This window comes from Nonomuraea sp. NPDC049784, assembly GCF_040659615.1.
In the GTDB taxonomy this organism is placed as follows: domain Bacteria; phylum Actinomycetota; class Actinomycetes; order Streptosporangiales; family Streptosporangiaceae; genus Nonomuraea.
Genome location: NZ_JBFAMX010000049.1, coordinates 15,742 through 35,412, shown reverse-complemented (window position 1 = coordinate 35,412; position 19,671 = coordinate 15,742). Strand labels below are relative to the sequence as shown.

Below are 19,671 nucleotides of genomic sequence, written 5' to 3'. Positions count from 1 at the left end.
CCGCGGCGAGGAATCCGGCCATCGCCAGCGCGACCAGCGCCGCGCCCGCGCTCATGCGCACGGGATCGGCGGGTCCCGCCAGGCCGGAGATCACGGTGGACAACGGCCGGCCGATCACCGCGATGAGCATCACCAGGCCGAAGCCGGAGACGTACCGATCGAGGAGGCCGGCGGGGGCTCGGCCGCGCGAACGGAGGTACGCCCGCACCGCCCCCACGCTTCCTTCTGCCCCGTTCACCCGCCCACCGCTTCCGAGCACTTACCGGGAAAGACCATCACGCCACCACGTTTGTCCGACCTCAGGACGCCCGATCCCAATGCGCCTGCCGCCATGCGGCGGCGGACGCGGGGCCTCGCGCCGGGGATGTCGGCGCTCACGCGGCCACCCCTGAGGGCGAGATCTGCCGGGCGTGGGTGGCCAGGCCCTGGTCGTGCGTGGCCATGATCACTGTGCCGCCCTCGCTTGCGTATTCGCTGAGCAGATCAGCCAGCCGGGCCCGGAAATCGGTGTCCAGGCCGCGCTCCGGCTCGTCCAGCAGCAGCAAGGTGCTGGGCCTGAGCAGTGTGGCGGCCAAGGAGAGACGCTGGCGCTGGCCGGTGGACAGGTTCAGCGGCGGCGAGTCGGCCCGCTCCGCCAGCGCGAACACCTCCAGCGCCGCCTCGACCGTCATGCGAGCCCGGGCGTGCACGGCTCCCATGAGTTCCAGGTGCTCGCGGGCGGTGAGCCCCGGATACCAGGCGGGCTCGTCGCCCAGCAGCGCGACTTGACGCCAGAACGCGGCATCATCGGCAGGCGGCTCTCCGAGCACCCGCACCTCGCCCGAGGTGGCGGGCTGCAGCCCGGCCAGGCAGCGCAGCAGAGTCGACTTACCGGATCCGTTCGGGCCGACCACGGCCACGATCTCGCCCGTGGACACGGTCAGCTCCATGCCCCGCAGCACGGGGTTACCACCGAGTTCGACCGTGAGGTCGTGAACACTGATGATCGAGTCGTACACCGTTCGAGCGTAGCCACTGGCACGAGCGATCGTGGGCGCCGGCGATCACGAGGGTTTTTGTCGGTGCCGTCGCCTACTTTTATTCCGAACACCAGTGCGACTGGAGGGTGACATGACTGCTTCTGAGCGATTTGAGCGTGCCGCCGTGTTGGGGGTCGCTGTGGCGGAGGAGACTCGACGGCTGCTACGGCTCCACCTGACTCCGGGCGAAGAGGGGGACGACGGCACGGTGCTCGTCGATGTGCCCTATCCCGATGCAGTCGTGGTGACGGCGCTGCTCGACGTGGCGGCGGAGTGTTTCGGCGAACGGGGCGACTCGGTCGAGGAGACCAGGCAGGCGGCGTTGGAGACGTTGTTACAGCTGGCAGGGTTCGACGGCGAGTCCCAGCTCAACTCGGGCTGAGCCGCGGCCGCGTCCGGGGCGACACCAGCTCACTCCTTTTGCCGCCCATGACCCGTCCATGCTCCCTCAGTGCGGGCGCGCTATGCCGTGGCGGAACGCGTAGGTGACGGCCTGCGCTCGGTCACGCAGGTGCGCCTTGGCGAACAGGTTGTTGATGTGGGTCTTGACGGTGGCCTCTGTGATGTGGAGGCGGGCGGCGATCTCGGCGTTCGAGAAGCCGTCGGCGATGAGGGCCAGCACCTCGCCCTCACGACGGGTCAGCCCGTCCGGGAGCTCGTCACGGCGCGCTCCTGGAGCCGGCGAGGCAGGGGCCGTGGGCGCGGGGGCAGTGGTTCTGGCAGGAGGGACGGGGGTCGTGGCGTGTGGGGGTGGGGATGTCGACATGGTGTCCAGGAGGCGGCGTTGGACGGTGGGGTCGAGTTGGGCGTCGCCGCGCATCACCGTGGCGACGGCTCTGGCGATGTCGTCGGAGTCCGCGTCCTTGGTGAGGAAGCCGCGCGCACCGGCCTTCAACGCGGCGAAGACGGACTCGTCATCGGAGAACGTGGTGAGCACGACGACCTGCGTGTCCGGGTACGCCGAGCGGATGCGCCCGGTGGCCTCGACGCCGTCCATGCGAGGCATGCGCAGGTCCATGAGCACCACGTCCGGCCGCTGCTCCTCGACGAGCCGGAGCGCCGCCTCGCCATCGCCCGCCGCACCGACGACCTCGATCTCGGGCAGCAGACCGAGCAGCAGCACCAGGCCCTCACGCACCACGGCCTGGTCGTCGACCACGATCACCTTGGTCATGGGGACGCCTCCGGGCCTCTCCTGCCGTCATGGCCGCCGACGCCAAGGGGAGGAGTGGCCCTGGTGGACGGAGAGGGTTCAGGGGGAGCGGTTGAGGTCATGACGGTACCTTCAGGTGGACCAGGAAGCCGCCGTCGTGTTCGCCTGCGGACAGCGTTCCGCCCAGTAGTTCAGCGCGTTCGCGCATGCCCACGAGGCCGTAGCCGCCCCCGGGGGAGCCCTTCTCCGTGGAGGCCGGGTTGGTGACGCGCAGTTCGCACCAGGGCCGGCCGAACTCGAGCTCGACCGTGGCCGGGCTGCCGGGGGCGTGGCGGCGTACGTTCGTGAGGGCTTCCTGGGCGGTGCGGACCAGGGCGAGCTCTGTTTCCGGCGGGAGGCGGTGCTGAGAGCCTGAGATGCGCAGCGTGCAGGCCTGGTGCGTGGTGCTCTCGAAGTCCTGCGCGAGCGTGCTCAGTGCAGCGGGGAGTGCGGGGGGATCCTCGCGTAGTGCCGCCACCGCTCGCCTGGCCTCCTCGAGCCCGGACTTGGCCAGGTCGCGGGCGTGGGTGACCCGTTCGAGCGCCTCGGCGGTCCGCTCCGCGCGCAGCAGCAGCTTGGCGCCCTCCAGGTGGACGAGCTGGGCCGAAAGGGAGTGGGCGAGGATGTCGTGGATCTCCCTGGCGATCCTGGCCCGTTCCGCGAGTACGGCTTCTCGCGCCTGGGCGGCTCTGGTGGCCTTGCGCTGTTTGGCCGCGTACGAAATCAGGAAGATCAGGCAGGTGCTGAGGATGAGGGGGAGGTCCTGGGAAGGTTTGCCGGCGATCTCGCCTGCCACGATCGCCCCCACGACGGCCAGCACACCGATGGGCAGCGCCTGGCGCAGGGAGAAGCGGGTCACGGCCAGGCTGACGCAGATGAGCAGGGCCGCGATGGCCGGGCCGCCTTGGGTCAGGGCGTTGAGGGCGAGGGAGAGGATTACGGCCAGGCCGAGGGCGATCAGGGCGACGGGCACGCCGAAGACGAGGAGGGGGCGCCGTGCCTCTGGTGGCGATGGGTTTCCGGCGTGCTGTGCACGCGGCGGTTCGTCGCCGGGCTGCTGGGCCGTCAGCGGTCGTTGGTTCCCGCGGGGATGTGCCTCCTGCGGAGGGTGGTCGCTGGGGTGGTGTGATTCGCGAGTGCGTTGGTTGGCGAGGGCTGACCCTGCCGGCGCGGGGTGGATGTGCCGTTGGTCATGGCCGGCCGCTTCGAGGCGACTCGCGGGGCGACGTGACCGCGGCGCCTTCCACAGAGGGAGGCTGCGGAGGCGCGACTGGATCCGCAGCGGGAGGGAGGGCTGTTGCTGAGGGGTGGTGAGCCAATCGGCCGGCCGCCGCGTCTCCCGGTTCGGGGGGCGGCGGATCGACAGGAGCAGGACGGTCAGCAGTGCGAGGGCCAGGGCAACGGTCATGAGGGTGATCGCCAGGGAGGTGCCGGTCAGGCCGGGCGCGGGGGTCGCTCTCATCTGGGCCACGACCAGCAGCACGATCGTCCCCAGCCGCAACGCGGTGGGGACGATTTCGGAGGGCGCACGCATCACCTCACGACGGTATCGGGTTGCCTGCCCGTGCCGGTAAGGGCGCGTCCCCTGCGGGCGACGAGGTACGCCTGAGCGCCGATGGTGAGCCCGACGAACAGCAGGACCCCGCTGGGGGAGGAGGTGAGGCCGAGGGCCTGACCGGCGAAGTAGAGGCCGACGCGGGTCGCGATCGAGGCCAGCCACGCCAGGAGGGTCCAGCCCGTGGCCCTCGACCAGGCGATGCCGGAGTCGTCCAGCCACACCCGTACGGTCGCCGCGCGCCACACACCGAGTGCGACGGCGACGACGGCCTCCACCACGAGCAGCCCAAGGCTGAGCGCGAGGTGACGGCCGTCGATGAGCCCGCCCGTGACGACGCCGACGACGATCATGACGGCGGCGGTGTAGAGGATGCCTCGCTTGGCCGTGGGGCGGGTTTTCATCTGGCGATAGACGACGAAGATCACGGCGAAGAGGACGACGAGGGACATTGGCATGTAATCCACGGGATTGACCGTAGGGATGAGAGGGGCGTAGAGGATCGGCCTGTGGGTTGAGAGCGAGGATCTCCACCCTGGGGTGGAGGCCGAGGTGAGGTGGAATTGGTTGGCCACGTGGAGGGGGCACGGGTTACCGTCCGAACATGCGCGTTCTCTCCGTAAATGTGGGCACAACGGTCGAGGCAGAGTGGGCGGGGAAGCTCGGGCGTACCGCTATCGACAAGCAGCGGGTCACGCACCGGGTGGAGGTGCTGGCCAACGGGCTCGCCGGTGACGAGCGGGCCGACAAGGAGCACCACGGCTCGCTCGATCACGCCGTCTACTCGTACGCCAGGGAGGACTACGACTGGTGGGAACGCGAGCTCGGGCGGGAGCTGCGTGACGGGCGGTTCGGGGAGAACCTCACCACGTCCGGCCTCGACGTCACCGGCGCCTTGATCGGTGAGCGGTGGCGGGTGGGCAGCGCCGTGCTGGAGGTGAGCGGGCCCCGGATTCCGTGCGTGGTGTTCCGCAACTGGATGGACGAGCCCGGATGGGTCAAGCGGTTCACGGAGGCGGGGCGGCCCGGGGCGTACCTGCGGGTGCTCGAGCTCGGTGAGCTGGGCACGGGGGACTCGGTGGAGATCGTCTCGCGGCCTGAGGCCGGAATCACGGTGGGCGACTGGTTCCGTGCCCGCCACGGGGACGCGGACGCGCTCCGCCGCATTCTGGCGGTTCCCGGGCATGATCCCGAGTGGGATCGCATGGCTGAGCGGGTGCTCGGCGACGTGCCGTCCTGAGCCTCCTTACGACGGGACTGGGCGATGTGTGGTGCTGGGGTCGTCTTGTGGTGGGGCTCGGCGACATGCCGTCCTGAGTCGCCTTGTGGCAGGGATCGGCGACGTGCCCTGCTGGGGCGCCGTGCGTGTTGCGCCGGGGCTGGACGGCGGGCGTCTCCGGGGGTGTGCTCATGGGACACCGCCGTCAACGATCCGCGCCACCTCCTCCGGGCTGGAGATCCCCGCGCCCACGATGCCGATGCCCGCCATGTGGGGACTCCTTTCGGCTGGTTCGGCATCAGTGGATACCTCGGGGGTTGCAGTTCGATAGCACTCCCGAGTACCCGGCAGACTGGAAGCGTGCCATCCACCCTGCCTGACGGCGATCCCGCGCCCACCTCGGGCGAGCTGCCCGACACCGCCCTGAGGGGCCTCGGCGAGCGTCCGTTCGGCTTCTACGTGCACGTGCCGTTCTGCGTGACCCGCTGCGGCTACTGCGACTTCAACACCTACACCGCCGCCGAGCTGGGCCCGGGCGCCTCGCAGCGGGACTACGCGGACACGGTCGTCGAGGAGATTCGCCTCGCGCGCCGCGTCCTGGGGGCGGCCGGCCTGCCGGTGGAGACGGTGTTCTTCGGCGGCGGCACGCCCACGCTGCTGCCTCCGGAAGACCTGGCCAGGATCCTGGCCGCGATCGACTCGGAGTTCGGGCTGCGGCCGGGGGCCGAGGTGACCACCGAGGCCAACCCCGAGTCCGTCGACCCCGCCTACCTCGACAAGCTCCGCCAGGGCGGCTTCAACCGGGTCAGTTTCGGCATGCAGAGCGCACGCGAGCACGTGCTCCACGTGCTCGACCGCCGGCACACCCCGGGCAGGGCGGCGACGGCCGTGAAGGAGGCGAAAGAGGCCGGGTTCGAGCACGTCAACCTCGACCTCATCTACAGCACGCCGGGCGAGTCCGACGACGACTGGCGGGCCTCGCTGGCCGCCGCGATCGAGGCCGGGCCCGACCACGTGTCGGCGTACTCGCTGATCGTCGAGGAGGGCACCAGGCTGGCGGCCAGGATCAGGCGCGGCGAGCTGCCCATGCCCGACGACGACGTGGCCGCCGACCGCTACCAGATCGCCGACGAGCTGCTGTCGCAGGCCGGGTTCAGCTGGTACGAGGTGTCCAACTGGGCCACGTCCGAGCAGGCGCGCTGCCGCCACAACCTGCTCTACTGGACTGGCGGCGACTGGTGGGCCGCCGGGCCCGGCGCCCACAGCCACGTCGGCGGCACCCGCTGGTGGAACGTCAAGCACCCGGCCGCCTACGCCCAGCGCCTGGCCGCCGGCGCCTCGCCCGCGCACGCGCGCGAGGTGCTCGGCGACGACGACCGGGCGGCCGAGCGGCTGATGCTGGAGCTACGGCTGTCGTCCGGCTACCCGCTGAGCGAGGTGGCGCCCGCCGCGCGCCCGGCCGTGGCGAGCGCCCTGGCACGCGGGCTGCTGGAGCCCGGACCGTTCAGGTCCGGGCTGATGGTGCTCACGCTCCAGGGCCGGCTGCTGGCCGACGCCCTCGTCAGGGATCTGCTGGTCTAGGTGATCATGCGGATGGAGAACGGGTAGCGATACCTCTCGCCCCGGTTGGTGGCCATGGCGGCCTGGATGTGGAAGATCAGGGACAGGATCCAGACGACCGGCAGCAGGAGCAGGCCGATGAAGACGACCACCAGGATGCCCGCCACGATGTAGCCGATGAACATCGTGATCTGGAAGTTGAGCGCCTCCGCCGCCTGATCCCTGACGTAGGGGGACTCGTCCTTCTTCATCAGGTAGATGATCAGCGGGCCGACCCAGGAGACCAGCAGGCCGAGCAGGTGCGCGAGCATCGCCATGGTGGTGTCGTCGGTGCCCGGGCGGGGGCCGAACCTGCCGGGGACGTACGGCTCTCCCAGATGCGGGGCGTACCCGTAGCCGGGCTGCTGCGGCGGGGGGCCGTAGCCCGGCGGGGGAGGGCCGTAGCTCGGGGGTTGCTGCCCGTAACCAGCCTGCCCGTAACCAGGCTGCCCGTAGCCCGGTTGGCCGTAGCCCGGTTGGCCGTACCCGGGCTGGCCGTACCCGGGCTGGCCGTACCCAGGCTCGGAGCCGGGCTGCTGTCCGTAGCTCGACGGCTGGGGGCCGGAGCCCTGGCTGGGAGGGATGTCCGATGGTGGGACGAAGCGGGTGGCGTCGTCGTCCGGCGCCGGCTGCGGGGGGTCCTGGCTCATGATGCCTCCGTAACGAAGTCGATCAGTTCCTCGACCCGGCCGAGCAGTTCCGGCTCCAGGTCTGTGTACGTGGAGACGGCGCCGAGGATCCGCCGCCACGCCTCCGCGGGCTCCATGCGCCAGCCCAGGGCGGCGATCACGCCCTCTTTCCACGGCACTCCGCGCGGCACGGCGGGCCAGGCGGGAATGCGCAGCACGGACGGCTTGACCGCCTGCCAGATGTCGATGAACGGATGCCCCACGACGAGCACGTCCGGCGAGGTGATCTCGGCCGCGATCCTGCTCTCCTTGGACCCGGGCACGAGATGGTCCACCAGCACCCCCAGCCGGCGCCCCGGCTCAGGGCCGAACTCCGCCACGACGGCCGGCAGGTCGTCCACGCCCTCCAGGTATTCGACCACGACCCCCTCGACCCGCAGGTCATGACCCCAGATCTTCTCGACCAGGGCGGCGTCGTGCACGCCCTCCACGTAGATCCGGCTCTCCCTGGCCACCCTCGCCCGCAGCCCCTCCACGGCGATCGAGCCGGACGCGCTGCGCCTGGAGCCCGTGGGGGCCGCCGTCGGGCGTACCAGCGTCACGGGCTTGCCCTCCAGCAGGAACGCGGCGGGCGCGAGCGGGAACAGCCGGCGCTTGCCGAACCGGTCTTCGAGCGTGACGGCCTCCTTGTCGCAGGCCACTATGGCGCCGCAGAAGCCGCTGTCGGCGTCCTCCACGACGAGGTCCAGCTCGGCGGGCACCTTCGGGATCTTGCCCTTCCCCGGCCGCCGCCAATTCCCCGCCAGCACATCGCCCTCGTACACACGGGGACCGTAGCAAATCACCCGCCGACTGCAAGGCGCTTCCGCGCGCCGTTACGGCGTACCAGCACGACGACGGTGCCGATGATGGCCACGAGCAGCCCCGCGCCGGGGATCAGGAGGAGCGCGGCCACCCCGCCGACGATGCCGCCCGCGGCCGAGGCCAGCTCACGGCCCACGCCGTAACGCACGTCGGCCTGCTCCTGGGTGGTGCAGGTCAGCTGGTAGTCGCCCTTGGACGGGGAGTTGATCACGAGGATCTGCTCCCAGGTGACGGCTCCGGACGTGACCCTCTGCGAGCCCGTGGTCTTGGCGAGCCTGGCCTGGCCCGAGATCTGGCACTCGTAGTGGACGGCAGTGTCGCTGGAAAGGTAGATCGCGGGCTTGTTCGCCGGGTCGATCGGCAGCGTCACGCTTTCGCCGGATGCGAACGTCCTGGACGGGGCGATGTCGCTCACGCTGCTCACAAGGCCCGTGGAGAACACGACGACACCGACGATCGCGCACACGGCGAAGATCGCCCAGACGAGCCCGATCCACCAAAGACGCGGTTTGATGGCTTTCGAGTCGATTCGAGGGGGAAATTGGGGTTGTTGGCCGTATTGTCCGTACTGAGGAGGTGGGCCGTATTGGGGCGGCCGGCCGTACTGCGGTGGCGGGCCGTACTGCGGCGGAGGTCCGTACTGTGGCGGAGGCTGCCCGTAACCGGGCTGGGACCCGGGCTGGGGGCCGTAGCCAGGTTGGGAGCCGGGCTGCGGGCCGTACGGCGGAGGCGGGGAATTGTCGCTCATGTCGGCAAGTGTGGTACTTGCCCCTTGTAAGAAGCTAGGAGCCAGGTTGCGACCTGGTGTTATCGCACCTTGTGGGCGAGAGCCGTACACTTGGCACTCAGGAACACAGAGTGCTAGATGGTTGTGTTCCTCAGATGTCAGAGGCAGGAGGTGAGCACGTGCTCGACGATCGGAAGCTGGCGGTGCTCCGCGCCATTGTCGAAGACTACGTGTCCACCAACGAACCGGTGGGCTCCAAGGCGCTCGCCGAGCGCCACAATCTGAAGGTCTCCCCGGCGACGGTCAGAAACGACATGGCCGCGCTGGAGGAGGAGGGTTACATCACCCAGCCGCACACCAGCGCGGGCCGCGTGCCGACGGACAAGGGCTACCGCCTGTTCGTCGACCGGCTCTCGCAGGTCAAGCCCCTGTCGGGGGCCGAGCGCAGGGCCATTGAGACGTTCCTCGCGGGCGCGGTCGACCTGGACGACGTGGTCACCCGCACGGTCCGGCTGCTCGCGCAGCTGACCAGGCAGGTGGCGGTCGTGCAGTACCCGACGCTGACGCGTTCGACGGTCAGGCACGTCGAGCTGGTGCCGCTGAACGACCGGCGGGTCATGCTCGTGCTGATCACCAACACCGGCCGCGTCGAGCAGCGCGTGATCGAGCTGCCCGAGGTGGTGGAGGACACCCGCATCGCCCATCTGCGCGCGGTGCTCAACGCCTGCCTCGACGGCTGCGGCCTGAGCTCCGTGCCCGAGCTCGTCGCCGACCTGCCCGAGCGGCTGCCCGTCGAAGACCGGCCCGCGGTGGCCACGATCCTGTCGGTGCTGCTCGAGACGCTGGTCGAGCGGCACGACGAGAAGATCGTGTTCGCCGGCGCGGCCAACCTCGCGGGTGCCGACTTCACGACCGGTCTGCGCGACGTGCTCGAGGCGCTGGAGGAGCAGGTCGTGCTCATGCGGCTGCTGGGCGAGACAACCGCAGACACTCCGTCCGCGCTCACCGTGCGCATCGGCTCCGAAAACCCCTACCTGCGGGGCACATCCATCGTCGCGACCGGATACGGTTCTGGCGACAACCAACTGGCCCGGCTCGGCGTGCTGGGGCCGACGAGGATGGATTACCCCGTTACGATGGGCGCCGTGCGCGCGGTGGCACGCTACGTCAGCCAGATCCTGGCTGCATCATAAGAGGTCGATAAGTGGCAAACAGCGACTACTACGCCACCCTCGGGGTGCGCCGTGACGCCAGTCAGGACGAGATCAAGAAGGCGTACCGCCGCCTGGCCCGCGAGCTGCATCCGGACGTGAACCCCGATCCTGAGACCCAGGAGCGGTTCAAGGAGATCACGCAGGCCTACGAGGTGCTGTCCGACCCGAACAAGCGCCAGATGTACGATCTGGGTGGCGACCCCTTCGGCGGCGCGGGAGCAGGTGCGGCCGCCGGCGGCTTCGGGGCGGGCTTCCCCTTCAGCGACATCATGGACGCCTTCTTCGGCACCGCGGCCGGCACCCGGGGGCCGCGCTCGCGGGCCCGCAGGGGGCGCAACGCCACCATCCGGGTCGAGCTCGACCTGCGCGAGACGGCGTTCGGGACCACCCGCGAGCTGGTCGTCGACACGGCCGTGCTCTGCGAGGTCTGCCACGGGGCCGGCGCGGCGCCCGGCACGCATCCCGACACCTGCGACATGTGCAACGGGCGCGGCGAGATCTCCCAGGTCACCCGCTCGTTCCTGGGTCAGGTCATGACCTCGCGGCCGTGCCCGCAGTGCGGCGGGTTCGGCACCATCATCCGCCACCCCTGCCAGGAGTGCTCCGGCGACGGCCGGGTGCGCACCCGCCGTACGATCAAGGTCCGCATCCCCGCGGGCGTCGAGGACGGCACCCACATCCAGCTCGCCGGCGAGGGCGAGGTCGGCCCCGGTGGCGGCCCTCCCGGAGACCTGTTCCTGGAGATCGTCGAGCGGCCTCACGAGATCTTCGAGCGGCGCGGTGACGACCTCCACTGCACCGTGCAGCTCCCGATGACGGCCGCCGCGCTCGGCACCATCCTGGCGGTCGAGACGCTCGACGGCTCCGAGGAGGTCGATGTCCGCCCCGGCACGCAGGCGGGCCAGGTCATCACCATGTACGGGCGGGGCGTGCAGCGGCTCAACGAGTCGGGCCGCGGCGACCTGCTGATCCACGTCAACGTCGAGACCCCGACCCGGCTCGACCCCCCACAGGAGGAGCTGCTGCGCGAGCTGGCCAAGCAGCGGGGCGAGGAGCGGCCGCCGGGCAAGTTCGCCCCCGGCCAGCAGGGCTTCTTCTCCCGGCTGCGCGACGCCTTCAACGGCAGGTGACGTGACCGTCCCGGTGTTCCTGTCCCAGGAGCTGGACGGGCCCGAGCTGACGCTCGCCGGCCCCGAGGGGCGGCACGCGGCCTCCGTGCGGCGCCTGCGGGCCGGCGAGCGGGTCGATCTGACGGACGGCGCCGGTACGGTCGCCGAGTGCGTCGTACGCGAGGTGCTGAAGGACGCACTCAGGCTCGACGTGCTGCGCCGCTACGAACTCGAGCCGCCCGAGCCGCGGCTGGTCGTCGTCCAGGGGCTGCCCAAGGGCGACAGGGGCGAGCTGGCGGTCGAGATGATGACCGAGGCCGGCGTCGACGTCATCGTGCCCTGGGCGGCCTCGCGCAGCATCGCCCAGTGGAAGGGCGACAAGGTGGCCAAGGGGCTGCACCGGTGGCGCTCCACCGCTCGCGAGGCGGGCAAGCAGGCCCGCAGGTTCCACCTGCCCGAAGTGACCGAGCCCGCCACCACCGCGCAGGTCGAGGAGCTGCTGGCGGGCGCGGCGCTGGGCCTGGTGCTGCACGAGGAGGCGGCCGAGCCGCTGTCGGGCGTGGCGCTGCCCGCGTCGGGCGACATCGTGATGGTCGTGGGGCCCGAGGGCGGCGTCTCGGACGAGGAGCTGGCCGGGTTCCGGGCGGCCAAGGCGGTGTCCGTGCTGCTGGGGCCCACGGTGCTGCGTACGTCCACGGCAGGGGTGGCGGCGGCCTCCGTGCTGCTCACGCGTACCGGACGCTGGTAGGGCTTTCAGGGCGTCGTGTGGGAGGCGTCCACCAACGGGCTGGTCAAGTCGGTGGGGGCGTCGGTGATGTCATTGGGTGGGCACTCATCGACCGGGCACGCCGTGGGCTGCAGCGTGTCCTCCGCCGACGGCGATGGCGACGGAGTGGGCGAGGCCGAGGGGCAGTCGGACGGCGGGTCGGCCTGTTCGGCCTGGGGCGTCGGGCACGCGGTCGGGGTCGGGGTGGGCGTCTGAGACGGCCTGCTGGTCGATTCCGCCCTCTTCGAGGGCCGGGGCGTCGGGCTCTTGGAGATCTCGGGGACCACGACGGGGTGCTGGTCGTGGGTCGGCTGCCTGGAGGGCGGCGGCGGTTCCTGGGAGCGCGTGGTGGAGGAGTTGGACGGGACCCTGGAGGTCTCGTTCTCCACAGGTTGCGAGTTGATGATCTGTGTGCGCAGCTGCGGAACGGCCATCACGATCGTTCCCGCTACCAGGACGGCGCTGGCGGCGGCCGCGCCCGCACGCCACCAGAACAGGTTACGGACGCCGCGCCGCTCGATGCGGGCGCGGATGATCTCCAATCCATCCGGCGAGGGCACGACCGCGTCCGCCTCCGCGCGGAGCGCACGGCGCAGGAGATCGCCGTACTCGTCGGGGGGCTGGGTCATGACATTTTCTCCAGAACGGATCGCAGTGCGGCCATGCCACGTGCCGTGTGGCTCTTGACCGCTCCCTTGCTGATGCCCATCGCGTGGGCGATCTCAGCTTCGGACAGGTCACCGTAGTACCGCAGAACCAGTGCTTCTCTCTGTCGGGTTGGCAGGGCACGTAACGCCTCGATGACGGCGGAGCGTTCCAGCTCGCCGATCGCGCCGTTCTCGGCGCTCGGGGCATCGGGCAGCCCCTTGGGAGCGTACTTCTCGACGACCGCGCGGTGACGCAGCACGGAACGGGACCGGTTGACGACGGATTGACGGAGGTAAGCGAGTGCTTTGTCGGGGTCACGCAGCCTACGCCAAGCGCCATGGATGGCGACGAACGCATCCTGCACGACTTCCTCAGCAGTCGCCGTATCTCGCACCAGCAACACAGCGAGACGCACCAACGACCGGAAGTGCGCGCTATAGAGCGCGGTCACGGCCATGTCGGCATCCCACCCGACCGGTGCCGCCCCCATCGACCTATCGGCCAGAAGGGTTTCGGTGGTCACATCAATGGGACGCTCAGCCTTCCCAGAGGGTTTACGCTCTTCCGGTTCTTGAGGTTTCCCCGGTTCCTTAGGGTGCATTTACCCAGTCGTGTCCTCGCCAGGTGGCGCTTGCCCGACCCTGAATCGTCCTTTTTTGCTGAAGTGTCGCACACTCACCCTAACCGCGTGGATCTTCCTTCGCACGACACAGAGGATTACCGATTGGCAACGGGTTACGTACGTCGGGGCTCTCGGTAGGGTGATCGGGTGAGCGATTGCCTCTTCTGCAAAATCGTCGCCAAGGAGATTCCCGCCGAGATCGTTTATGAAACCGGCAGGACGTTGGCGTTCCGTGACGTCAACCCGCAGGCGCCCACCCATGTGCTGGTCATCCCGAAGCAGCACCATGCCGACGCGGCGGCGCTCGCCGCGGCCGATGACGGGCTCGCCGACGAGGTGCTCAAGGCCGCCCACGCGGTGGCCGTGCAGGAGCACGTGGCCGACGGCGGCTACCGCGTGGTGTTCAACACCGGGCTCGGCGCCGGGCAGACCGTTTTCCACGTGCACGCCCACGTTCTGGGCGGGCGCGACCTGACCTGGCCGCCCGGCTGATATTGGGGAGAGCGGTCGGCCCGGTCCCGGATACGATGGGCACAGAAGAACACCGAAAGAGACCGGGAGGCATCAGGCCACTGGCCTGCCCATGTCCGAACTACATGAATCCCGACGCACGGCACCTCCCTCGCGCACTCAAGCCAAGGTGCTGATTCCGGACGAATACTCGATGGTCAGCCTCCTGGGCTCCCGCGACGAGCTGCTACGCGTCATCGAGGGCGCCTTCAGGGCCGACATCCACGTTCGCGGCAACGAGATCACCGTCACCGGCAGCCCCGACGAGAGCGGCACCGTGGTGCGGCTCTTCGAGGAGCTGGTCGAGGTGCTGCGCAGCGGCGGCGAGCTCACCCCCGACGCGGTCGAGCGCAGCATCGCCATGCTCCGCATGACCTCCGACCGTCCCGCCGAGGTGCTGTCCCTGGACATCCTCTCCTCGCGCGGGCGCACGATCAGGCCGAAGACGGTCAACCAGAAGCGGTACGTCGACGCGATCGACAAGCACACGGTCGTGTTCGGCATCGGCCCCGCGGGCACCGGCAAGACCTACCTCGCGATGGCCAAGGCCGTGCGGGCGCTGCAGGAGAAGCGGGTCAACCGGATCATCCTGACCCGCCCGGCCGTCGAGGCCGGCGAGCGGCTGGGCTTCCTGCCCGGCACGCTGTACGAGAAGATCGACCCCTACCTGCGGCCGCTCTACGACGCGCTGCACGACATGCTCGACCCCGACTCCATCCCCAAGCTGATGGCCGCGGGCACGATCGAGGTCGCGCCGCTGGCGTACATGCGCGGTCGCACGCTCAACGACGCGTTCATCATCCTCGACGAGGCGCAGAACTCCTCGGCCGAGCAGATGAAGATGTTCCTCACCCGGCTCGGCTTCAACTCCAAGATCGTGGTGACCGGTGACGTGACGCAGGTCGACCTGCCCAACGGCACGGTGAGCGGGCTGCGGGTCGTCCAGGAGATCCTCGACGGCATCCCCGACATCCACTTCGCGCGCCTGACCAGTGCCGACGTGGTCCGCCACAAGCTGGTGAGCGAGATCGTGGACGCGTACGGGCGCTACGACGCCTCGCAGGCCGCCCAGGAGCCGAAGAGCATCCAGCATCGGGGGAAGCGGCGACCATGAGCATCGAGATCAACAACGAGTCGGGTGTCGGGGTCGACGAGGAGAGTCTCGTCGCCCTGGCCGCCCACGTGCTCGGCGAGATGGGCATCAACCCGCTCGCGGAGCTGTCCATCGTGGTGGTCGACGAGGACGCCATGTCCGAGCTGCACGAGAAGTGGATGGGCGAGCCGGGCCCGACCGACGTGCTGGCGTTCCCGATGGACGAGCTGCGTCCGGGCGGGGGCGCTCGCGGCGACTCGGAGAGCCCCGCCGACCCGGCGCTCCTCGGCGACGTCGTGCTCTGCCCGCAGGTGGCCGCCAGGCAGGCCGAGGAGGCGGGCCACAGCACGGCCGACGAGCTGGAGCTGCTGTGCACCCACGGCATCCTCCACCTGCTCGGCTATGACCACGCCGAGCCCGAGGAGCACAAGGAGATGTTCGGCCTTCAGGCTCGGCTCCTCGAGTCCTGGCAGGAGGTGCGCAACTCGCGGTGAACGCCTGGTTGCTTTCGGCCATCGCCCTTGTGATCATCGGTGGCCTGATCGCCAGTGCGGAAACGGCACTGACGCGCATCTCCAGAGTGCGTGCCGAGGAATACGTGCGCGAGGGCCGGCGGGGTTCCGTGCGGCTGCAGGCCATCGTCGACGATCCGCCGCGCTACCTCAACCTGCTCCTGCTGCTCAGGCTGAGCTGCGAGCTGGTGGCCACGGTCATCGCGACGCTGCTGTTCATCGATCTCCTGCACGACCAGGGCTGGGCGTATTTCTGGGCCGCCGTCGTGATGATCGTGACCAGCTACGTCGTGGTGGGTGTGATGCCGCGTACGCTGGGGCGCCAGCACGCCGAGCCGGTCGCACTGGCCAGCGCCCCCATCGTGTACGGCCTGACCCGCATCTTCGGACCCCTCCCCAAGCTGCTCATCCTGCTCGGTAACGCCCTGACCCCCGGCAAGGGGTTCCGTGAGGGGCCGTTCACCTCGGAGGCCGAGCTGCGCGACCTGGTCGATCTGGCCGAGGAGCGCCGGGTGATCGAGCCGGACGAGCGCGAGATGATCCACTCCGTTTTCGAGCTGGGCGACACGCTGGTGCGCGAGGTCATGGTGCCGCGCACCGACATGGTCTACATCGAACGCGGCAAGTCGATCAGCCAGGCCCTGTCGCTGGCGCTGCGCAGCGGGTTCTCCCGCATTCCCGTCGTGGGCGAGAACGAGGACGACGTCATCGGCATGGCGTACCTCAAGGACATCGCCCGCAAGATCCACGAGACCGGTGAGGGCGGGGGCGAGGAGACGGTCGAGTCGATCATGCGGCCGGCCGCGTACGTGCCGGAGAGCAAGCCCATCGACCAGCTCATGCGGGAGATGCAGGCGCGGCAGATCCACATCGCCATCGTCATCGACGAGTACGGCGGCACCGCCGGGCTCGTCACGATCGAGGACGTGCTGGAGGAGATCGTCGGCGAGATCACCGACGAGTACGACCAGGAGGCGCCCCGCGTCGAGCCCATGCCCGACGGTGGGATGCGGGTGACCGCCCGGATGCCCGTCGACGAGCTGGCCGAGCTGTTCGACACCGAGATCGAGGTGGACGACGTGGAGACCGTGGGCGGGCTGCTCGCCCACGCGCTCGGGCGGGTGCCGATCGCCGGGTCGCACGCCGAGATGGCCGGGCTCACGCTCACCGCCGAAAGCCTGGCGGGCCGCCGCAATCGCATCAGCACGGTCGTGGTGCGCCATGCCAAGCCTCCGGAGGACGAGTCCGCCCCGGCCCCCGCCGAACACGACTGACCCACCCGCCACCCTCGCCCCGCCGTGTGCCGCCCGGTGTGCCGTCCCGCGGCCGGTTGCGTGCCCCGGGCGCGCCGCCCGGCGAGCGGCCGCGCTCGCACATGTGCAGGCGGAACGCAGGGCGGAGCCGCTACCTCCAGGCAAGGCGCGCTGGGCAAGGCGCGCCGCGGGTATGCCGCGGAGGCGTGTCGGCGACAGGCGTGGGCCGGCGGGATAGAGGACGAGAGGGTGGCTGGACGCCGGGAGGGACGGATGTCCGTCGCGCACCCTCGTCCCTGTCTGTGCCGGAGGGACGGCAGCACGAGGGAGGGCAGGCCGAAGGGCGGGGCCCAACGGCGAAGAGCGCGGACGACGGGGACCGGAGAGCTGCCGGTGGGCGAGGGCAGACCAGAGGGGGAGGACAGCGGATCGCTGGTGGGACGGGTGCGCTGGGCAAGCGGGGACGAAGGTGGGCTAAGGCCGCAAGTGTTCTACAAGTCTTCTGCAAGCCCGCCAGGGCACTCTCTTAACACGACATCCAGTGCGGTGGGTGTCACAAGGGGAGGCATCCGAACGCCGGGTGGGGTTCGCGGCGGGAGGGTGCACCTGGGGGGAACGACTGCGTCTCGGTCCGCTAGCCGGCTGTGACGCAGGTCGGCGCTGAGGGTGCCCCCATCCGGAGAACCGGATGGGGGTGCCCTTTTTGCGTATTGGTGGGAACTCCGGTGGATTGCCGCATTCGTCGGCTGGGGAGGCTGCGATCCAGGGGGGATCATGAAACGCGAGATCATCGCCTGCGGGCTGCTGGCCTGTGCCCTGGCGGGATGCGGGGCCGGGGGTACAGAGAACGTCCTCGACCCGAAGGCCACGGCGCAGTTGCGCGAGGTGCTCAGCAAGGGGCCGCAGTTGCCCGACGGGTTCGCGGAGAGGCCGGACCAGGCGTGGCAGATGCCGTTCACGCAGGGCGACAGGAACTGCCTGGCCGTGCTGGAGCCCGTTGGAGGGCAGGCGCCCGGGCAGGCGCTGACGGGCCAGGCGGCGGTCAGCTACCGCGGCGACGGGCTGGGGGAGCAGGCGGGGGTGGGGCTGGCGCGGTACGCGGACGGGGAGGCGGAGGAGCACCTCGACGAGCTGGCCAGGGCCATGGAGTCGTGCCGTGAGGTGCACACCTCCTCCGGCACCGACCTGCGGTCCCAGACGCTGCCGCTCGAGGTCGCGGCGGACGAGGCCGTGAGCGCGCGGCTGCGCGGACGGCTGAACGGCTATCCGTACGCGTTGGACGTCGTGCTGTCGCGGGTGGGCGACACATTGGTGTCGGTGGTGCACACGGGCATGGACGACATGGACCCCGCCCGCACCCGCGAGGTGGTCGACGCGGTCCTTTCCATGGCCGGCGCCTAACCTAGTCCCGTGACACTCGATCCTGAAGACAGCAAGATTATCACTTTGGCCCGGGCCGCCAGGGCGCGCAACGAGTCCGCCGAGGGTGCCGCCGTACGGGATGAGACCGGCCGCACGTACTCGGCGACGAACGTGGCGCTGGACGCGCTGACGCTCTCGGCGGTGCAGGTGGCGGTGGCCATGGCGGTCGCCAGTGGCGCGCGGTCCCTGGAGGCCGTCGCGCTGGTGAGTGAGGGCGCGCCGAGCGCCGCCGACCAGGCCGTGGCCGCGGAGCTGGGCGTCAAGTCGCTGCTCGTGGCCGGTCCCGACGGCACGCTGCGGGGCTGACGATGCCGATGTCGCCATTCCTGGCGAAGTTGCGGGAGAAGGTCGGCTCCGAGCTGCTCATGTTGCCGTCGGCGGCCGGGTTCGTGTTCGACGACGCGGGCAGGCTGCTGGTGGCCCGGCACGGCGACGTGGGGCTCTGGGCGGCGCCCGGCGGCGGCATCGACCCGGACGAGCGGCCCGAGCACGCCGCGGTCCGGGAGCTGTACGAGGAGCTCGGCATCGACATCGAGGTGCGGGGCCTGATCGGCGTCTACGGCGGCCCCGAGTTCCGCACCCTCTACCCGAACGGCCACCAGGTCGGCTACGTCATCGCCGCCTACGGCTGCGCGGTGGCCCCGGGTTCGGCCGAGCCCGAGCCCGACGGTGTGGAGATCAACGACTTCCGATGGGTGACCGAGCAGGAGCTTTCCGAGCTGCCCACAACCCCTTGGACACCGCTCGCCGCGCCCGAGGCGTTCGCCTGGTGGCGTGCCCATGCCCGTTGATGGACCAGAATGCAGTATGTGACTTCGCCAGACAGCCATCGCGCCGGATTCGCCTGCTTCGTGGGGAGGCCGAACGTCGGCAAGTCCACGCTCATGAACGCCCTGGTCGGCAGCAAAGTGGCGATCACCTCCTCCAAGCCGCAGACGACCAGGCGCGCCATCAGGGGCATTGTGCACCGCCCCGACGCCCAGCTGGTCATCGTCGACACGCCGGGCCTGCACCGGCCGCGCACGCTGCTGGGGGAGCGGCTGGACAGCCTGGTGCTGTCCACGCTGACCGAGGTGGACGTGATCGGCTTCTGCGTGCCCGCCAACGAGCCGATCGGCAAGGGTGACCGGTTCATCGCCGACAAGCTCTCGGCGGTGAAGAAGACGCCGGTCGTGGCCGTGGTCACCAAGTGCGACCTGGCGACCAAGGAGCAGATCGCGGAGCAGCTGCTGGCGGTGTCGCAGGTGGCGGAGTTCGCGGCGATCGTGCCGGTGTCGGCGCAGTCGGGCGAACAGCTCGACGTGCTGGCCGATGTGCTGATCGAGCACCTGCCCGAGTCGCCGCCGCTCTACGAGGGCGGGCAGCTCACGGACGAGCCGGAGCAGGTGCTGGTGGGCGAGCTGATCAGGGAGGCGGCGCTGGAGGGCGTACGCGACGAGCTGCCCCACTCGATCGCCGTGGTCGTGGACGAGATGCTGCCCCGTGAGGGGCGCGACGACCTGCTGGACATCTACGCGCACATGTTCGTGGAGCGGCCCTCGCAGAAGGCGATCGTCATCGGGCACAAGGGTGAGCGGCTGCGCGAGGTCGGCACCACGGCCCGCAAGCAGATCGAGGCCCTGCTGGGCACGCGCGTCTACCTGGACCTGCGGATCAGCGTGGCCAAGGACTGGCAGCGCGACCCGAAGCAGCTGCGGCGGCTGGGCTTCTACGACTGA

Annotated in this window: 23 protein-coding genes and 1 pseudogene; 14 read left to right on the top strand and 10 right to left on the bottom strand. The window is 70.1% G+C overall.

Annotated features, from left to right (window positions below; translation table 11 throughout):
* Positions 1 to 238: pseudogene (locus AB0J09_RS14205) on the bottom strand (hypothetical protein); the annotation flags it as partial.
* Between the two features lie 136 nt (positions 239 to 374).
* Positions 375 to 998: a heme ABC exporter ATP-binding protein CcmA gene (ccmA, locus tag AB0J09_RS14200; RefSeq protein ID WP_360689832.1), complete on the bottom strand. Its 624-nt coding sequence runs from the start codon at positions 996 to 998 to the stop codon at positions 375 to 377.
* Between the two features lie 145 nt (positions 999 to 1,143).
* Here ccmA and AB0J09_RS14195 point away from each other — a divergent pair, with 145 nt between their 5' ends.
* Positions 1,144 to 1,401, top strand: coding sequence for a hypothetical protein (locus tag AB0J09_RS14195; RefSeq protein ID WP_360689830.1), 258 nt, complete (start codon positions 1,144 to 1,146; stop codon positions 1,399 to 1,401).
* Positions 1,402 to 1,467: 66 nt separating this feature from the next.
* Here the strand turns inward: AB0J09_RS14195 and AB0J09_RS14190 are convergent, their stop codons facing one another.
* From AB0J09_RS14190 to AB0J09_RS14180, 3 genes are all read right to left on the bottom strand, one after another.
* Positions 1,468 to 2,193 carry a response regulator transcription factor gene (locus tag AB0J09_RS14190; protein WP_360689828.1) on the bottom strand — a complete coding sequence of 242 codons (726 nt, stop codon included), beginning with the start codon at positions 2,191 to 2,193 and terminating at the stop codon, positions 1,468 to 1,470.
* 97 nt (positions 2,194 to 2,290) lie between these two features.
* Positions 2,291 to 3,745 carry a sensor histidine kinase gene (locus AB0J09_RS14185; protein ID WP_360689836.1) on the bottom strand — a complete coding sequence of 485 codons (1,455 nt, stop codon included), beginning with the start codon at positions 3,743 to 3,745 and terminating at the stop codon, positions 2,291 to 2,293.
* Positions 3,745 to 4,233, bottom strand: a complete 489-nt coding sequence (locus tag AB0J09_RS14180) for a hypothetical protein (protein ID WP_360689826.1) — start codon at positions 4,231 to 4,233, stop codon at positions 3,745 to 3,747. Before AB0J09_RS14180 ends, AB0J09_RS14185 begins: the two co-directional genes overlap by 1 nt.
* A 137-nt stretch (positions 4,234 to 4,370) precedes the next feature.
* Between AB0J09_RS14180 and AB0J09_RS14175 the strand changes: the two genes are divergently transcribed.
* Both AB0J09_RS14175 and hemW read left to right on the top strand, forming a co-directional pair.
* A complete protein-coding gene (locus tag AB0J09_RS14175; protein ID WP_360689824.1) occupies positions 4,371 to 5,006 on the top strand; it encodes an MOSC domain-containing protein in 636 nt (211 codons plus the stop codon).
* Between the two features lie 339 nt (positions 5,007 to 5,345).
* Positions 5,346 to 6,566: a radical SAM family heme chaperone HemW gene (hemW, locus tag AB0J09_RS14170; protein WP_360689822.1), complete on the top strand. Its 1,221-nt coding sequence runs from the start codon at positions 5,346 to 5,348 to the stop codon at positions 6,564 to 6,566.
* On the opposite strand, the gene AB0J09_RS14165 is transcribed toward hemW, so the two are convergent.
* The 3 genes from AB0J09_RS14165 to AB0J09_RS14155 are packed head-to-tail and all read right to left on the bottom strand — an operon-like array spanning position 6,563 to position 8,825.
* Entirely contained in the window at positions 6,563 to 7,234 is a 672-nt protein-coding gene (locus AB0J09_RS14165; RefSeq protein WP_360689820.1) for a DUF4870 domain-containing protein, read from the bottom strand. The genes hemW and AB0J09_RS14165 overlap by 4 nt on opposite strands.
* A complete protein-coding gene (locus tag AB0J09_RS14160) occupies positions 7,231 to 8,037 on the bottom strand; it encodes a DUF3097 domain-containing protein (RefSeq protein ID WP_360689818.1) in 807 nt (268 codons plus the stop codon). Before AB0J09_RS14160 ends, AB0J09_RS14165 begins: the two co-directional genes overlap by 4 nt.
* Before the next feature lie 17 nt (positions 8,038 to 8,054).
* Positions 8,055 to 8,825 (bottom strand): hypothetical protein, encoded by a 771-nt coding sequence (locus tag AB0J09_RS14155; RefSeq protein WP_360689816.1) that lies wholly within the window; start codon positions 8,823 to 8,825, stop codon positions 8,055 to 8,057.
* Positions 8,826 to 8,983: 158 nt separating this feature from the next.
* Here AB0J09_RS14155 and hrcA point away from each other — a divergent pair, with 158 nt between their 5' ends.
* From hrcA to AB0J09_RS14140, 3 genes are read left to right on the top strand one after another with little or no spacing between them, the layout of a single operon-like run.
* Complete coding sequence (hrcA, locus tag AB0J09_RS14150; RefSeq protein WP_360689814.1) at positions 8,984 to 9,997, top strand: heat-inducible transcriptional repressor HrcA; 1,014 nt, start codon at positions 8,984 to 8,986, stop codon at positions 9,995 to 9,997.
* Positions 9,998 to 10,008: 11 nt separating this feature from the next.
* Entirely contained in the window at positions 10,009 to 11,148 is a 1,140-nt protein-coding gene (gene dnaJ / locus AB0J09_RS14145) for a molecular chaperone DnaJ (RefSeq protein ID WP_360689812.1), read from the top strand.
* A gap of 1 nt (position 11,149) precedes the next feature.
* Positions 11,150 to 11,875, top strand: coding sequence for a 16S rRNA (uracil(1498)-N(3))-methyltransferase (locus AB0J09_RS14140; protein ID WP_360689810.1), 726 nt, complete (start codon positions 11,150 to 11,152; stop codon positions 11,873 to 11,875).
* Between the two features lie 5 nt (positions 11,876 to 11,880).
* Here AB0J09_RS14140 and AB0J09_RS14135 read toward each other — a convergent pair whose 3' ends face one another.
* Both AB0J09_RS14135 and AB0J09_RS14130 read right to left on the bottom strand, forming a co-directional pair.
* Positions 11,881 to 12,522, bottom strand: coding sequence for a hypothetical protein (locus AB0J09_RS14135; protein ID WP_360689808.1), 642 nt, complete (start codon positions 12,520 to 12,522; stop codon positions 11,881 to 11,883).
* Positions 12,519 to 13,031 carry a SigE family RNA polymerase sigma factor gene (locus AB0J09_RS14130; protein ID WP_344987656.1) on the bottom strand — a complete coding sequence of 171 codons (513 nt, stop codon included), beginning with the start codon at positions 13,029 to 13,031 and terminating at the stop codon, positions 12,519 to 12,521. The genes AB0J09_RS14135 and AB0J09_RS14130 overlap by 4 nt, the downstream gene beginning before the upstream one ends.
* A 279-nt stretch (positions 13,032 to 13,310) precedes the next feature.
* Here AB0J09_RS14130 and AB0J09_RS14125 point away from each other — a divergent pair, with 279 nt between their 5' ends.
* The 8 genes from AB0J09_RS14125 (at position 13,311) to era (ending at position 19,671) form a co-directional block, all read left to right on the top strand.
* On the top strand, positions 13,311 to 13,655 hold the full coding sequence (locus AB0J09_RS14125) for a histidine triad nucleotide-binding protein (RefSeq protein ID WP_360689806.1): 345 nt from the start codon (positions 13,311 to 13,313) through the stop codon (positions 13,653 to 13,655).
* A gap of 91 nt (positions 13,656 to 13,746) precedes the next feature.
* Positions 13,747 to 14,787: a PhoH family protein gene (locus AB0J09_RS14120; protein WP_360689804.1), complete on the top strand. Its 1,041-nt coding sequence runs from the start codon at positions 13,747 to 13,749 to the stop codon at positions 14,785 to 14,787.
* Positions 14,784 to 15,260 (top strand): rRNA maturation RNase YbeY, encoded by a 477-nt coding sequence (gene ybeY / locus AB0J09_RS14115; protein ID WP_360689802.1) that lies wholly within the window; start codon positions 14,784 to 14,786, stop codon positions 15,258 to 15,260. The genes AB0J09_RS14120 and ybeY overlap by 4 nt, the downstream gene beginning before the upstream one ends.
* On the top strand, positions 15,257 to 16,552 hold the full coding sequence (locus tag AB0J09_RS14110; RefSeq protein ID WP_360689800.1) for a hemolysin family protein: 1,296 nt from the start codon (positions 15,257 to 15,259) through the stop codon (positions 16,550 to 16,552). Before ybeY ends, AB0J09_RS14110 begins: the two co-directional genes overlap by 4 nt.
* 753 nt (positions 16,553 to 17,305) lie before the next feature.
* Positions 17,306 to 17,932, top strand: a complete 627-nt coding sequence (locus AB0J09_RS14105; protein WP_360689799.1) for a hypothetical protein — start codon at positions 17,306 to 17,308, stop codon at positions 17,930 to 17,932.
* Between the two features lie 9 nt (positions 17,933 to 17,941).
* A complete protein-coding gene (locus AB0J09_RS14100) occupies positions 17,942 to 18,259 on the top strand; it encodes a cytidine deaminase (protein WP_360689797.1) in 318 nt (105 codons plus the stop codon).
* A 2-nt stretch (positions 18,260 to 18,261) separates the two neighbouring features.
* Positions 18,262 to 18,744, top strand: coding sequence for an NUDIX domain-containing protein (locus tag AB0J09_RS14095; protein ID WP_360689795.1), 483 nt, complete (start codon positions 18,262 to 18,264; stop codon positions 18,742 to 18,744).
* Positions 18,745 to 18,762: 18 nt separating this feature from the next.
* Complete coding sequence (gene era / locus AB0J09_RS14090; RefSeq protein ID WP_360689793.1) at positions 18,763 to 19,671, top strand: GTPase Era; 909 nt, start codon at positions 18,763 to 18,765, stop codon at positions 19,669 to 19,671.